The 13912-nt window shown below is 59.6% G+C and carries 14 protein-coding genes; 13 read left to right on the top strand and 1 reads right to left on the bottom strand.

What is annotated here, in order from left to right; translation table 11 throughout:
* Positions 1 to 402: 402 nt before the first annotated feature.
* Complete coding sequence (locus FJ938_RS19020) at positions 403 to 1581, bottom strand: hypothetical protein (protein ID WP_140696269.1); 1179 nt, start codon at positions 1579 to 1581, stop codon at positions 403 to 405.
* Positions 1582 to 2394: 813 nt separating this feature from the next.
* Between FJ938_RS19020 and FJ938_RS19015 the strand changes: the two genes are divergently transcribed.
* The 13 genes from FJ938_RS19015 to FJ938_RS18955 all read left to right on the top strand — a co-directional run.
* Complete coding sequence (locus FJ938_RS19015; RefSeq protein WP_140696266.1) at positions 2395 to 2961, top strand: hypothetical protein; 567 nt, start codon at positions 2395 to 2397, stop codon at positions 2959 to 2961.
* Between the two features lie 51 nt (positions 2962 to 3012).
* Positions 3013 to 4332 carry a peroxidase gene (locus tag FJ938_RS19010; protein WP_140696263.1) on the top strand — a complete coding sequence of 440 codons (1320 nt, stop codon included), beginning with the start codon at positions 3013 to 3015 and terminating at the stop codon, positions 4330 to 4332.
* A 72-nt stretch (positions 4333 to 4404) separates the two neighbouring features.
* On the top strand, positions 4405 to 5553 hold the full coding sequence (locus FJ938_RS19005) for a DUF4331 family protein (RefSeq protein ID WP_140696260.1): 1149 nt from the start codon (positions 4405 to 4407) through the stop codon (positions 5551 to 5553).
* Positions 5550 to 6599 (top strand): hypothetical protein, encoded by a 1050-nt coding sequence (locus FJ938_RS19000; RefSeq protein ID WP_140696258.1) that lies wholly within the window; start codon positions 5550 to 5552, stop codon positions 6597 to 6599. Before FJ938_RS19005 ends, FJ938_RS19000 begins: the two co-directional genes overlap by 4 nt.
* A 42-nt stretch (positions 6600 to 6641) precedes the next feature.
* Positions 6642 to 7241, top strand: a complete 600-nt coding sequence (locus tag FJ938_RS18995) for a HupE/UreJ family protein (RefSeq protein WP_140696255.1) — start codon at positions 6642 to 6644, stop codon at positions 7239 to 7241.
* Positions 7242 to 7499: 258 nt separating this feature from the next.
* Positions 7500 to 8363 carry a Na+-dependent transporter gene (locus FJ938_RS18990; protein WP_140696252.1) on the top strand — a complete coding sequence of 288 codons (864 nt, stop codon included), beginning with the start codon at positions 7500 to 7502 and terminating at the stop codon, positions 8361 to 8363.
* 99 nt (positions 8364 to 8462) lie between these two features.
* Positions 8463 to 9281 (top strand): transporter, encoded by an 819-nt coding sequence (locus FJ938_RS18985; protein WP_140696403.1) that lies wholly within the window; start codon positions 8463 to 8465, stop codon positions 9279 to 9281.
* 564 nt (positions 9282 to 9845) lie between these two features.
* Positions 9846 to 9986 carry a hypothetical protein gene (locus FJ938_RS29555; protein ID WP_181169135.1) on the top strand — a complete coding sequence of 47 codons (141 nt, stop codon included), beginning with the start codon at positions 9846 to 9848 and terminating at the stop codon, positions 9984 to 9986.
* Between the two features lie 367 nt (positions 9987 to 10353).
* Positions 10354 to 11340 (top strand): alpha/beta hydrolase, encoded by a 987-nt coding sequence (locus FJ938_RS18975; protein ID WP_246673419.1) that lies wholly within the window; start codon positions 10354 to 10356, stop codon positions 11338 to 11340.
* A 69-nt stretch (positions 11341 to 11409) separates the two neighbouring features.
* Positions 11410 to 12318, top strand: a complete 909-nt coding sequence (locus FJ938_RS18970) for a glycine betaine ABC transporter substrate-binding protein (protein ID WP_181169139.1) — start codon at positions 11410 to 11412, stop codon at positions 12316 to 12318.
* Between the two features lie 116 nt (positions 12319 to 12434).
* Positions 12435 to 13040, top strand: coding sequence for a L,D-transpeptidase (locus FJ938_RS18965; RefSeq protein WP_246673417.1), 606 nt, complete (start codon positions 12435 to 12437; stop codon positions 13038 to 13040).
* Positions 13041 to 13071: 31 nt separating this feature from the next.
* Entirely contained in the window at positions 13072 to 13407 is a 336-nt protein-coding gene (locus FJ938_RS18960) for a hypothetical protein (RefSeq protein ID WP_181169134.1), read from the top strand.
* 54 nt (positions 13408 to 13461) lie between these two features.
* Positions 13462 to 13912: adenylate/guanylate cyclase domain-containing protein (locus tag FJ938_RS18955; protein WP_140696241.1), on the top strand; the 451-nt coding region annotated here is incomplete at its 3' end.

Here is a 13912-nt window from a genome sequence, read left to right as displayed (position 1 = left end):
GACTGTCGCCAGATGGAGCAACTGCCGTTCAGCGGTGAGGACTGGTCGCGATCCAGGAAGAGGTTGAAGAGAAGGGCATCCTCACCGCCGATCGGTGGTTATGACGGTCCCCATCGGCTTCCATGGTGATTCAACTGGAGCCGTCGTGGGTTCGCATGCGCCAAGTCTTTGGCTCGATCCTTGACGACTGCGGTCTGCCAGGCCGGTCCGATCCAGCGCTCCGCCGCACCTAACGCGACTGAGCCGTTCCGCCTCTCCGCAAGTAAGTATCGGGCGCTCGGGAACCGCCGCCAGCTCTTCGTAGACAAGATGAGCACTATCGCGATCGTCACGCCCGGCGAACTGAAGATCCCACGGCGGGCAAACATTGACGGAAGTGTTCACGCTGGCGCCGGCGCGCACTTAGAGCAGCAAGTTCTTCAGTCCAGCGAAGATGGCATCTATCGGCGTCGTAATAAGCACGACCGGAACGAACGGCACCAGGACCGTGACGACAAGCACGATCATGCTCCTTAAATCGACAGGAACAAGGCGCATACGGTAAACGTTCGCAACCAGCTGATACAGATCAGTGGCAGTCGAAAAGTCCGGTTCCTGGAAGGTTTTCTCCTCGATCGGTCTGCGATCGCGGAGCCATTTCCGCTCAAATTCGCTGGCGAATTTGCTGGCGCCCGCGCCATATTCAAAGACTCCGCGACGCCGCGTTCGAAGCAATAGGCCGCAGAATACCAAAAGCGGTGCAGTGAAGATTGCAACTATACAGAGTAGGGTCGCCGCAATTCCCACTTGCTGTGCCAGGGTCAATACGTCGTGCTTCATGAGTCGTGTCATGACCGATCCCGCAATAATACTTGCCAGCGCTAGCGCTACGACGGAATAACCTTGGACCGAATAGCCCAGGAACTGCAGACCCGCGACATTATCAGGATGAACCGCCGCCAGGCGAAGATCAAGCCGGGACATCAGCCAAAGGAACCGCGTCCAAAGGCACAATCGCCATATCCAGCCAAAAAGCAGCACAAGCAGCAGCGGCAGGCTGACGAGCACATGCCAGTAGCCAGCTACAGAAAACCGCGGTGCGGTCCCATCGAACGTGATCTGCCAGCTCGGCAACTGATCCAAGGCCGAGGAAAACACAATACAACCGACAGTCAAATATGCCAGTGCAATCACTGCTATTTCCACCTTGCTCGAATCGAGCAGAGCCTTGGTCGAGGCGAGAGCGGCCGCGAAGCGGGGATGGTCGTGCTCGGGCACGAACCCGGCGTCACGGAAATGCAGAGCGATTGCACCGAGTTGTGACGCGCTTACTATTTCGGCGAGGATGAGCAGTGGCGCGGCAAAGAGAAAACGCGCGTGAACGGCAATGTCATCGGCGAAGGAACGAGCGGTATCGCCCACCACGGCGCCGTCTTGAAGAACCGTCAGCAGGGCAAGGGGCACCCAAGCGATCAAGATGACCAAGGCGGACCGGCGCACCACCTGCGGCCTGCCCTGCCTAACCAGCCCCAGTCGTCGCTGCAGTCTGACGGAGGGGCCGCTTTGGAATAGATAACTGTCTCCTCGATCCACGCTTTCCATTGGAGGTCTCTCTCGATCTAAACCGGAAAAGGGGCGACCTGTACGCGCGAAGAAGTGCGGACAATCACAGCCGCATTAGGCAGGCTGGCGGGGGAGTTGTGTCTTGCCGTGCTTGCTCTTTCAAGACAGACGTATCTGCCATTTCGATGACGAACTCCTTTTGGCTTTTTCGCGAGCGGTCGCAGCGCCAACGCGGCTGTCCTTTCATGAAACACCACTGCTACCCAATTCATTCAATGGCGCCCTTGCGCTTTGGCGTGCCTGCGTTCGTTGAACTTAGTCGCTCATCTATTTCAAACCCTCCCCAAATCACCGATGTCTTTGCGGTGTTTGGGTAGCAGCTGCGAATTTGGTTCGCGATCGGCACGAGCTCGCTTTGTCATGGTCTACGACTCAGGAGGACGCTCCCACGGGGCGCGCCCGACAGACATGAGGATCCAAGCGAACCCGATAATTGTTCACGCGGGGTTCCGCTATTGTCCTTGGGTCCATAAAGGCTGCCCATTGATCCGGATGATCCCACCCGCCGAGGTTCCCCGAAGACGCGCACCGTGCGCTGATTGTCATCGAGAGCGTACCGAACTTGGCAACGCTGCTTCGAGAAGCTGCAGTCGGCGCGGCTATCTAACAGCATCGAGGACGCCATTGCCCCTGAGGACAATGGCGCCGGCTGATCACGTGCGTATTCTCTTTGGCGAGAGCTGGAGCCGAGCCCAAGGGAACCGGGGGGCAGAATTCGGCTGACTGCTCGGCGCTCTCGATAAGCGCCTCTCAGAACATCGCGTCTCCAACCTTAGAGCAGGAGCAATTCCCATGGTCGAAGCTATCAAGGAAGACTCGTCTAAGCCTAGCGCTATGGCTGTCCCGAAAGGCGGCTATTTCGGCATACCCCAACAGGGAAGATACGGCCCCATATTCCCCAAGACGCCAGCAGTTTATGGTTTTTCCATCATCGCCAAAATAATTCCTGGCCGCGAGGCGTCGTTCTATGAATATGCCAAAAATATCGAAGCAGCGGTGGCCACGACCCCTGACGTCTTGGCTGTACTCAAGCTGCATTATCTCAGGTGGAATCTTTTCGATATAAAAGGCGACACCTATTTCCAGTATATGGGCATATTTGATACCGACTTCGACAAGTACACGGAGGACGCGGTCGGTATATTCGCCGCGACCGGCCTCAATACTGTTTTTGAGAACCTGGAGGGCTTTCCGAAGGATTGGAAGACGAACGCGCCTGCCTTCATCCAGTTCGTTCGGGATCACCATCGCCCATGCTTTCTCGAATATGCCGAGTATCCGTGGGTCAGCGCCGAGGAGGTCAAGAAGGCGCTCAGGCTCAAGGCGGCATTCTCAAACATGCTCGATCAGATGCAATGACCTCGTGCAATGGGCGCGGACGTCATCGTAAGGCAGAAGGGAGGCTTTGCCGTGATTGAGTTGGACGACGTCCAGCACTTCTTGCTGAAGCGCCCGCGCGCGACGGCGGCGCGATACGGGTTTCTCACGTTCCGCGAGCCGGCGTCGGCACGGGCCTATATTGCCGCCATCCTCGACAAGATCGGCACCGGCGCTGCCGTTTCGGGCGCCACCGCGGTCGATTCGCGGTGGGCGACCATTGCATTCACCTGGAATGGACTTCGAGCACTCGGCGTCGACGAGGCTTCACTGGCCACTTTTCCCGAGGAGTTTCGGCAGGGCATGGCTGCTCGGGCGGCGATCCTCGGCGACACCGGCACCAATCACCCCGACAACTGGGTTGGTGGGCTCGCAAGCCCCGACCTCCACGCAATCGTCATTCTCTTCGCCAGCAATAGCGACGAGCGCCAGCGCTGCGTCGAGGTGCATGGGCGCCACGCCCGGGAATTTCCCGGCGTCGAAATGCTCTCCTATCTCGATCTCGACGCGACACCGCCCTACGACTACGCCCACGATCACTTCGGCTATCGCGACCGTCTCTCCGAGCCGACCGTCGAAGGCATCGGCGAAGAACCGACACCTGGTTCCGGCATGGCCTTGAGGCCGGGCGAGTTCTTTCTCGGCTATCCTGACGAAGACGGTCAGATCGCCACTCAGCCGCAGCCGGAGGTGCTATGCCGGAACGGCAGCTATATCGCCTATCGTCGGCTTGAAGAGCATGTCGGCAAGTTCCGTGATTTCCTCAGGGAGCACGGTGAGACAGCCGAGGAACAGGAACTCATCGCCGCCAAGCTGATGGGGCGGTGGCGGAGTGGGGCCCCATTGGTACTGGCGCCCGAGCGTGACGATCCGGCCCTCGGTGCCGATCGGCAGCGCAACAACAATTTCAACTACAAGCAGATGGACCCGCACGGCTATGCTGTGCCGCTCGGCGCGCACATCCGCCGCATGAATCCGCGTGACTCAGCGGCCAACATGAATAGGCGCCGCATGATCCGGCGTGGCGGCACTTACGGTCAGCCATTGCCGGAGGGAGCGCCCGAAGACGGGACCGAACGCGGGATCGCCGCCTTCGTCGGTTGCGCAAGCTTAATTCGGCAATTCGAGTTTGCGCAGAACGTCTGGGTCAACGACCGCACCTTTCACGAACTCGGCAACGAGCACGATCCGATCATCGGCAGCCAAGACGGGACGCTGGATTTCAAGATTCCCAAGCGTCCGATCCGCAAGACAATCAAGGGGTTGCCAGCATTCACTACCGTTCGCGGGGGCGCCTACTTCTTTCTGCCCGGCATCCGAGCGCTCCAGTGGCTCGCTACAGCAAGAACTTGAGCAGCGTCGCCCGCGAGCGGTTTCATACCTTGGGATCAGATAGCGTCACAAATATTTGGAGAGGTACAGCAAATGTCCGATCATGGAGCAGGACCCCGGTCGATCGCCAATCCCGAAATTGACATCACCGACGTGTTCACCTTTCCAAGCCCGGAGCGCCCCGGCAACCTCGTGCTTGCCATGTGCAACTTCCCCTTCAAGGAGATCGAAGCGACGCGGCTCTTCTTCTCTGACGCCCTCGATTATCGGCTACGCGTGCGCCCTGTCCATGTGTCGGCGACGGGTCCGGCAGCGGCCTTCGCAGTCGACGATCAAGAAGCCTTCTTCAGCTTTACCTTCGACGTACCGAAACTTGACGGGGACCGGATGGTGCAGACCGGCTTCTGCCGGAGCCCCATGGGCGATCTCACCTTTCGCGTCGGCGACGAGGCCGGTGCGAAAGCCAACGGCGTACACGTCTTCGCCGGCTGTCGGCTCGATCCCTTCTTCGTCGATCAGGTTTTCTCGGGCGGCATGCGCGTGTCCCGAAAGATCCCGCCGGTGACCGGAGTAAATTCCGTCGAGGGCCAGAACGTACTGAGCATCGTCGTCGAGGTCGAACACGCCAAACTTTTCGGCCCCGAGGCCGGATCGATGGTTGGCGTAATGGCTGAAACCGCGACAAACGGCTCGTTCCGCGCCCGGCTCGATCGGGTTGGGCGCCCCGAGATCAAGAATTTCATCATGATGGACAAGGCGGCCGACTCGGTAAACCGCGACCTCGACATCCGCGACCTCTACAGCGAGGAGGATGGATTCAAGCTTCGCCCTGACTATCTGGTCGCCTACCGCGCCCGGCTAAACGGCAGCATGGCCGTATACGACAGCCTCGATGGAAAGGTCGACTGGCCGCTCGACGAAAAAGGGACGCATCCTCTGACCGAAATGCTGCTCGCCGACTTCCAGGTCGTCGACATGTCGAAGCCGTTCAACGAGGACGGCTATCTGGAAATCGAGCTCGCACTGCTCGCCGGCTCCGCGCCCAAGACGTGCGGCGGGCGGTGGGTCAACCACGACATCGTGGATTCACTCTTCACGATCCTCATCAATAAGCGAAACGGTCCGCGCATCTCCGATGGGGTGGATGGAACCGCAGCGCCGGCGCCCAAAACGTTTCCTTATATTTCCCGTCCGAATCCGATGCCGCCGAAGCTCCCGGCGCTGGTTGGCATACCGACATGAACGTCGCGACCAATCCCGTCGAGGCGATCCGGACAACACATGCCACGATCGCTTTGTCGCATCTCGATGGACAAATCGATGGCCTGGAGCGCTTCGCCGCACATGGCGAAATGGAAGACCGTGCCTGGGTGGCACTCGTCGACTTGATCACGCTAAGGGCGCAGATCCTTGGCCGCATTGCGGATTACGAGCGTGCGTCGTTGCTTGCCGAACAACGGGCCGAGGTCGCGCCCGGAGACAGGCTGGCGTTCCTTTGCCGGGCCAGGTCAAGGGCCAGCCTTCACCGTTTTGCCGAGGCGATGACGGATCTCGAGCACGCGGCGGAGCTCGGACAGACGGGACGCGAGATTGAAGTGGACAAGGCGGCGGTCCTTCAAGCCGTGGGGCGTTACGCAGAGGCCTTGAGCATTCGCCGGCGCATCGCCGACGATTTTGGGGATTTCGAGGCCGCTGCTGGGCTCGCTTCCCTTTATGCGGATATCGGAGATACGGACGCTGCCGAGCAGTGGTTCGACGAGAGCAGACTGCGTTATCGAAGCGTATCGCCGTTCGCGCTGGCACAGCTCGAGTTCCAGCGCGGGCATATGTGGATGGCGCTCGACCCTGAGCAAGCTCGTCCCTGGTTGCTCGCGGCGTGGCAGCGACTTCCTTGCTTTGCTCAGGCCGAGGGCCATCTGGCCGAAGTCGAGGAAGCGCTTGGCGATTGCAACGCCGCCATCGCGCGCTTGGAACGTCTCGCCGCCGAGAGCGATGACCCCGACTTTGCCGCTGAACTTGCGCGCGTCCTTTGGAACGCTGGCCGTCACAGTGAATCAGCGCGGTGGCGGACTTACGCGGAGAAGCGCTACGACACGCTGATCGCTTGGGCCCCGGCGGCTTTCGCCGATCACGGCGCGCGGTTTTGGCTTTCCGTGGGCGGCGAACCAGGAAGAGCCCTCGCGCTCGCGAGACTCAATCTCGAGGTGCGCGATACCCCTAAGGCGCGCCGATTGTTCGACGCCGCCATGGCGGCCTGCGGGAGCTTCGCCACCAAAGGAAGTGCGTAAGCCAAATTCGACTGAACGCCTTATCGAACCAGGAGAACGTCCATGCTGAAGCGCCTCGCCTGCCTGTTGCTCGGTGTATTCGCCACCACCGCACCCGCCTTCGCGCACCTTGCGCCCGGCGATCACGGCTCCTTCGCATCGGGCTTCACGCATCCGCTATTCGGCCCCGACCACATCGTCGTCATGATTGCGGTCGGCCTGTGGGCGGTGGTGGTCGGAGGGCGAGCAATATGGCTCGTCCCGTGTGCCTTCCTGGGGAGCATGACGGTGGGATACGTGCTGGCCCTCGCAGGCGTTGGCCTTCCACTCGTCGAGCCATTCATCTTAGCTTCAGTTGTCGCGCTCGGCATCCTCATCGCTGCTGCGATCCGGCTACCGACCGTCGTCGGAGCGCTTCTCGTAGGCGTCTTCGCGCTTTTCCACGGCGCCGCTCATGGTGGCGAACTGGGCACGGCGGACTCGCTCGCCTTCGGCGCCGGTCTTGCCGTTTCCACTGGCCTTCTTCATTCCGCGGGCATCGCTCTTGGGCTATTTCTCCGCACCAACACGGGGACCGGTCGAGCCGGCGATACCTTCGCACGAGTCCTCGGTGGCCTTGCTGCGGTGCTTGGCGTCGCGCTCGCATTTGCGTCGGGCTCGTGACATGAGCAGCCTCGAAGCCGCGAATGGTGTCGAAATGGTCCGGCGTCACGAATGCGGCGCCGCTACGGCATTCGTTGCGGTTCGGGAAAGGCGTAAGGCGATGCGTGCTTATCGCGCCCGGCTCGCCACATTGCTCGAACGGTCGGTTGCGGGTGCGCAGGTCCGCTCTACAACCGTGACCCGCAAGCGGCTTACCGCAGGGCACGCTCCAGAACGTCTTTCGTATCGATCCCCCTGTCAGCGAAAAGGAGCGAAGCCATGACGATTGCAAGTGTTATTTCACTCGCGCTCACCGTGAGCTTATTCGTCCTCGTTTTTGTGCTCGGGCTGAAAGCCAAAATGGAGGAGGTGACCTTTCTCTTTCGCCATCCTGGCCTTCTGGTCCGCTCCATCCTGGCTATGAACATCATTCTTCTTGCGGTGGTGGTTCTGGCCGGCCAACTGTTCGATCTCGCGCCGGCCATCAAGATCGCGCTCATAACACTTGCGGTCTCGCCGGTGCCGCCTCTCTTGCCGAACAAGCAGATCGGTGCCGGCGGAACGTCGCACTACGCTGTCGGGCTGCTCGCGGCCGCGGCGATCGTCTCGATCGTGCTGGTGCCCCTCAGCATTGAAACGATGGAATACGTCTTTCCATTTGAGCTAAGTATCGCCCCGTCCAAAGTCCTTTCCGTAGTGGTCCTTTCGATCTTCGCGCCGCTGGTCCTCGGCATGGTCGTCGCCAGGCTCGCCCCCAGTGTCGCGGCGCGCATGGCGAGACCTTTGTCGTCCACGGCCATGGCGATCGTATTGTTGGCCATCATTCCGATTCTGATAAAGGGATGGCCCGATCTTTCCAACCTATTTGGCAATGGGGTGGTGCTCTGCCTGGTTCTCTTCAGCGCCATTGGGATCTTGCTCGGCCACCTTCTGGGCGGACCCGACCCGGGCAATCGGACGGTCCTTGCCTTGGCATGCGGGTCGCGCCATCCCGGCATCGCGCTGGCGATCACGAGCCTTAATTTTCCGGCTGAAACCGGCGTTACCGCCTTGATCCTTTACCACCTGGTGATCGGCGCCTTGGTGAGCGCGCTCTACCTCCGCTGGAATAAACCGGCTGCCCTAAGTCCGTCGCCCACTTGACGTCGTTGCTGCCGGTATCCAGCGGGGACGAAGTCACCTGAGGATCGAACGAAGAACATATCAGTGGGAACGCTCGGATTGGCCTCGGGAAGATCGAACATGAAGACTAGTTGCAAGACATTGAGGGCTTCAGTTCCGGCCATCGCGGTGGCGAGCCTGTTTGCGTTGGCGGGCTCGGCGGACGCGGCGGATTCCGACTTGGCCAAGCAACTGTCCAATCCCATCGCTTCGCTGATCAGCGTTCCGTTCCAGTTCAACTACGATACGGGCTATGGACCGGCTGACGGGCACAAGGCATATCTGAACGTCCAGCCGGTGATACCATTCTCCCTGAACGACGACTGGAACGTGATATCCCGCACTATAGTTCCGATTGCCTGGCAGAGCGACATCGCCGGCTCCTCCGGCAACCAGTTTGGTCTCGGCGACATCGTCCAGAGCGTCTTCTTTTCACCGAAAAAGCCGACTGCAGGCGGTATCATCTGGGGCGTCGGTCCAGTATTCCTGGTTCCGACAGCCACGGACGAGCTGCTTGGCGGCAAGAAATGGGGGGCCGGCCCAACAGCCGTCATTCTCAAGCAGAGCGGCCCCTGGACCTTCGGGATGCTCGCAAATCACATCTGGTCCTTTGCCGGGGCTAGCGACAGGGCGGACGTGAACGCCACGTTCCTGCAACCATTCGTCGCTTACACCACGCCTGATGCATGGACATTCACGTTAAATAGCGAGAGCACCTACAACTGGGCTGCGCACGAGTGGTCGATTCCTATCAATGCCAGTGTCTCGAAGCTCGTCAAGTTCGGGGCTCAACCGGTGAGCCTCACGGCCGGCGTACGCTATTGGGTCGACAGCCCGGCCGGCGGTCCAGAAGGGTTCGGCATACGATTGGGTGCAACACTGCTGTTTCCGAAGGGATGAAGCCTCACGGATAAAGTGCGGGGTTCGGGAACGGGTGAAAAACCGCTTCGCAATTTGATTGATTTTCTTCCGGTCCAACGCTTCGGGGGGCTGTTGTTCGGCAGTCATTTCCGTGACTCAGGTTCAACAATGAAATCTTATGGCATAAGGGAGGGCATAAGGTGTTGGAGGGGTACCCAGCGCCAGCGTCCGGTGGACGCGCGAGGGGCTTGCGCGAGCACTGAAGGGAGCCTGGGCCGTGTAGGCGTCGTGAGCACTGTCGTCCGGCAGCCAGAAGGAGCGACCGACCGGCGCGAGGACACTGACTCCGGTCAAAGGTGATTGCCCTCAAGGACAATAGCGCACCCGATTGGGGTGAGGTTAGCTGCAGGACCAAACATCGCATTTCGTTTCTACGTCTCGAACCTGAGCCTTCGGTCGACGCAGTAGCTCGTCTGCGCGGCTTGCTTCCATTTATCAAAGGAGGAATGCAAATGAGCCCCGGTCGTCTCACGAAAATTCTATGTGCCCTGGTTACGCTCGTAACCGTTTCCCTGGTGAGCGACGACCTGAAGGAGTTCCTTGGTGGAAATCCCATTTCGCAAGCTCAGGCTCAGGCGCGTAGAGGCGTACGCCACCATCATCGTCGCCCAGTGCATCGCCCAGCATACCGACACGCACCGGTCACAGCGCGTGGCGTGGCGCGCCGCACAACCAGACGGGTAGTCCGTCGTAACGTCTACCTCGCGACGCTTCCGGTGGGCTGTCGAGTGGTGCACGTCAACGGCATTGGGTATCACCACTGTGGCTCGCTCTATTATCAGCGCTCTGGCTCCCGGTATGTGCAGGTAAATATCTACTGACACGGTTTGCGTGACGTAGAGCGGCCCGAGATCCATCATCCTGATTCCGATCGCCTAGGACCAGTACCAGTGCGGGTTCTGACAGCATGAGGACGATCGAGTTGGTGAATAGGTCCGTGCGACTGTCTTTGTCTTTGACGCTGATCGGGTTGGCGTCATGCGCGCATCGGCCAGAGAACGTCTTTCTCCCGGTGGCGACAAATCCCGCACCGGGAACTTCGCAAGTGGAGATGCTGGTGGCTACCACACGGCGCGCCTCCAAGATACCGGGGGAGATGTTCGGCGGCGAACGCGGTGATCCGGCGTTCGCCGACATAGTGATTTCGATACCCCCAGATCGGGTCCGTAAGATTGGCGAGGTGGAATGGCCAAAAGTCATTCCTGCCGACCCCAGGCGGGAATTCGCTACAATCAGCGCCACCGTCCTAAAACGAGACGAGATCATCTCCGAGCTTCATGCTCGGTTGAGCAGAGCTCCTTCCAGGAAAGTCCTGATCTTCGTTCACGGCTACAACAGCCGTTTCGACGATGCAGTGTTCAGGTTCGCGCAGATCGTCCACGATTCAGGCGCAAAGGTCGTTCCCTTGCTGTTTACGTGGCCGTCCAGGGGCGAACTGCTCGCCTATGGTTATGATCGCGAAAGCGCGAACTATAGCCGGGACGCCCTTGAGGCAACGCTAAACTATCTGGTGCGGGACCCATCCGTTTCGGAGGTTTCTGTTTTGGCTCATTCGATGGGGAATTGGGTGACCCTGGAAGCGCTCCGTCAGATGGCGATCCGAAACCGGGGCATTTCTACCAAGATCAAGAGCGTCATGCTGGCATCACCTGATGTGGATGTCGATGTCTTCCGCACCCAATTGCTTTCCATGGGTGTTCGCCGTCCTCACTTGACCCTGTTCGTATCGAACGACGACAAGGCGTTGAAAGCATCGCAATGGCTTTGGGGAGGTACGGCCCGCCTCGGCACCGTTGATGCCGAGGTCGAGCCATACAGGGATTTGATGGAGAGAGAGAACATCGACGTCGTTGACTTGAGTAGGATCAACACGGCCGACCAGCTCAACCACGGTAAGTTTTCCGAAAGCCCCGAGGTTATCAGGCTCATCGGCCGTCAATTGGCCACGGGCCAGCCGATTACTGACCAACATTTGAGCTTGGGCGATCGTATCGTCGGGGAAATTGATTCAGAACTCTCGGGCAGCGTAATACCATAAGGAACGCAAATGTCGAAAATCTCGTGCGCTTTCAGGAAAGTTGCGTTGTCGGCCTTCCTCTTGGCAGTAATGCCTCTATCCGTACACGCTCGTGACCTCGTCATCGCCATGCCGAATTGGCCATCGGGTCAGGCGACGGCTAACATATTGAAGGTTGGTCTGAAAAAGGAATTCGGGCTCGACGCGGATGTGCGCGAGATGGGCTCGATGATCGCTTTCGCTGCCCTGAATTCCGGTGAAGTTGATATACATCCTGAAATATGGTCGCCAAATCTGGACAGCTTGATCGACAAATACGTCAAGAAAGCTGGCACTGTCGCGCTCAGTCCGATCGGAGTACAAGCCTGGCAGGGGCTTTGCGAGACGCACGTCACCGCAGATCGATACGGCATTCGCGACATCGCGGACCTCGACGACCCAAAAAAGACGGCGGCGCTCGATACGGACGGGGATGGTCGTGGGGAACTGTGGATAGGCGCCGAGACCTGGGCGTCGACGTCGATAGAGCGCATTCGGGCCAACAGCTACGGCTACGCCAGAACGATGACCTTGCTGGAAATGCCGGAGGCCGTCGGCATGGCTTCAGTTGATGCGGCGGAAGCCAACGACCGTCCCATCGTGTTCGCCTGCTATGCTCCGCACTATGTTTTCAAGCTCCACGACATCGTTCGCCTGATAGAGCCGCCATTCGACCCGGTTAAGTGGAAGATCGTTCTGCCTTCGGAGGATCCGCAATGGCTGACAAAATCGAGCGCGGCCGTTGCCTGGAATGCAGCGCACTTCAATGTCGGCTATGCGACTTCCCTTCGCCAAAGCCATCCCGAGGTGGTCAAGTTCCTGGAGCACGTCGACTTCAAAGAGGATGAGATCACGGGAATGAGCTACGCACTCCAGGTGGAGCGTCAGGACCCGTATGCATTCGCGCAGCAATGGGTCGCAACACACGGCGTCCGGGTGGACGGATGGGCAACCAAATGAAACGGACTAAGGAAGCTTCCTCAGCAAGCGACAGGCGGCCGAAGCCGGCCGCAATTTGGCGATACGGCAGAACAGCAATCGCGGCCTGGTTGTTTGCGGCTCCGCTGGGGGTCGCGATGGCGGGACCGCCGGGGGCGGCTACGCAGGTGTTCGATCCAGTCACGCATAAGTGGGTCGACTACGACCGCAAGAAAGCCCTCAAATACTACGCTGCGCACAAGGAGGTGCCTGAGGCATTCCGTATGCAGATGGTTCGGTTTCGCACCGCCGAGGTACCGGGCACCATCATCATCGATGGCAACCAGCATTTCCTCTATCTAGTGCAGCCCAACCAGACTGCTATGCGCTATGGGATTGGTGTCGGCCGGGACGGGTTTGGCTGGGCGGGGATCGTGCGGGTTGGCCGGATGTCGGAATGGCCGACTTGGACGCCACCCGCTGAAATGGTTGCTCGTGACCCCAAGGCTGCTCCTTATGCCGCTGGCATGCCAGGTGGCCCCGATAATCCTCTGGGAGCCAGGGCTCTCTATCTCTACGAAGGCGACCACGACACGATCTACCGTATTCATGGCACGCCGGAACCATGGACGATAGGCCTGGACGTCTCCTCGGGATGCCTCCGGATGAACAATAAGGACATCATAGATCTGGCCTCACGGGTGGCAGTGGGGGCCAAGGTCATCGTCCTCATGCAGGGCGCCGCATTGTACAAGGGCGTATAAGTAGCTGAACTGAATTGGGGAGGGGAATCCAATGTCGATAGTTACAGGTACGGTCCGCGGGCACCGGTTTGCGGCCGCGGCCGTTTTGTTGGGGGTTATTTTTCTGGCTGCATGCGTCAGCACGCCGGCTCCGCCTCCGCCGGAACAGATGTCGCGCACAGCGGCCAAGACAGCCCCTGCCGACCTGCAGCTTCTTTGCGCAAATGCGGCCGCGAAAGCCAGCGGCCTGAAGGCCGACAAAATCCTGCCGATCAGCTCAAACCAGATCGACTCGAAGACTTACCAAGTCGACCTCGACGCCGGTGGCAAGAAGACGAGTTGCCTTGTCGACACGGACGGGAACGTCAAATCAGTTCAGCCACTGTAAATGTTATGCGCGACCGTTGCTAAGAGGTGAAGCGTCGAGGTTTAGAGGACGTTCATGAACGAAGATCGGCTGGAGCGTCGACTGACGGCCATCATGGCTGCCGACGTCGTTGGCTACAGCCGGCTCATGGAGGCAAATGAAGAGCGTACCTTAAACGCGCTTCGCCAGCATCGTCGTGAGTTCTTTGAGCCCAATGTTGCCCAGCACCGCGGGCGTATCTTCAAGGTGATGGGCGACGGTTTCCTGATTGAGTTCGTAAACGTCATTGACGCCGCTCGCTGTGCCGTCGAAACCCAGCGCGGCATGCTGGAGCGCAATGCCGGAGTTCCGGACGACCGTCAGATCAAATTCCGCATCGGCATCCATATGGACAATATCATCGTGGACGGCGAGGATTTCTACGGTGGCCGCGTCAATCTGGCGGCCCGGATCGAGTCGCTGGCCCAGCCCGGCGGGATTGCTTGTTCAGCCGTGGTGCGCAATCAGCTCGGTGACCAGCTCGACC

The organism is Mesorhizobium sp. B2-4-14 (assembly GCF_006442155.1).
In the GTDB taxonomy this organism is placed as follows: Bacteria; Pseudomonadota; Alphaproteobacteria; order Rhizobiales; family Rhizobiaceae; genus Mesorhizobium.
This window is presented reverse-complemented; position numbering and strand designations above follow the sequence as displayed.

Bases quoted from the DNA above. Each gene is read 5' to 3' on its own strand.
- FJ938_RS19020 (WP_140696269.1), bottom strand. From the start codon at position 1,581: ATGGAAAGCGTGGATCGAGGAGACAGTTATCTATTCCAAAGCGGCCCC.
- FJ938_RS19015 (WP_140696266.1), top strand. From the start codon at position 2,395: ATGGTCGAAGCTATCAAGGAAGACTCGTCTAAGCCTAGCGCTATGGCT.
- FJ938_RS19005 (WP_140696260.1), top strand. From the start codon at position 4,405: ATGTCCGATCATGGAGCAGGACCCCGGTCGATCGCCAATCCCGAAATT.
- FJ938_RS19000 (WP_140696258.1), top strand. From the start codon at position 5,550: ATGAACGTCGCGACCAATCCCGTCGAGGCGATCCGGACAACACATGCC.
- FJ938_RS18995 (WP_140696255.1), top strand. From the start codon at position 6,642: ATGCTGAAGCGCCTCGCCTGCCTGTTGCTCGGTGTATTCGCCACCACC.
- FJ938_RS18990 (WP_140696252.1), top strand. From the start codon at position 7,500: ATGACGATTGCAAGTGTTATTTCACTCGCGCTCACCGTGAGCTTATTC.
- FJ938_RS18985 (WP_140696403.1), top strand. From the start codon at position 8,463: ATGAAGACTAGTTGCAAGACATTGAGGGCTTCAGTTCCGGCCATCGCG.
- FJ938_RS18975 (WP_246673419.1), top strand. From the start codon at position 10,354: ATGCTGGTGGCTACCACACGGCGCGCCTCCAAGATACCGGGGGAGATG.
- FJ938_RS18970 (WP_181169139.1), top strand. From the start codon at position 11,410: ATGCCTCTATCCGTACACGCTCGTGACCTCGTCATCGCCATGCCGAAT.
- FJ938_RS18965 (WP_246673417.1), top strand. From the start codon at position 12,435: ATGGCGGGACCGCCGGGGGCGGCTACGCAGGTGTTCGATCCAGTCACG.
- FJ938_RS18960 (WP_181169134.1), top strand. From the start codon at position 13,072: ATGTCGATAGTTACAGGTACGGTCCGCGGGCACCGGTTTGCGGCCGCG.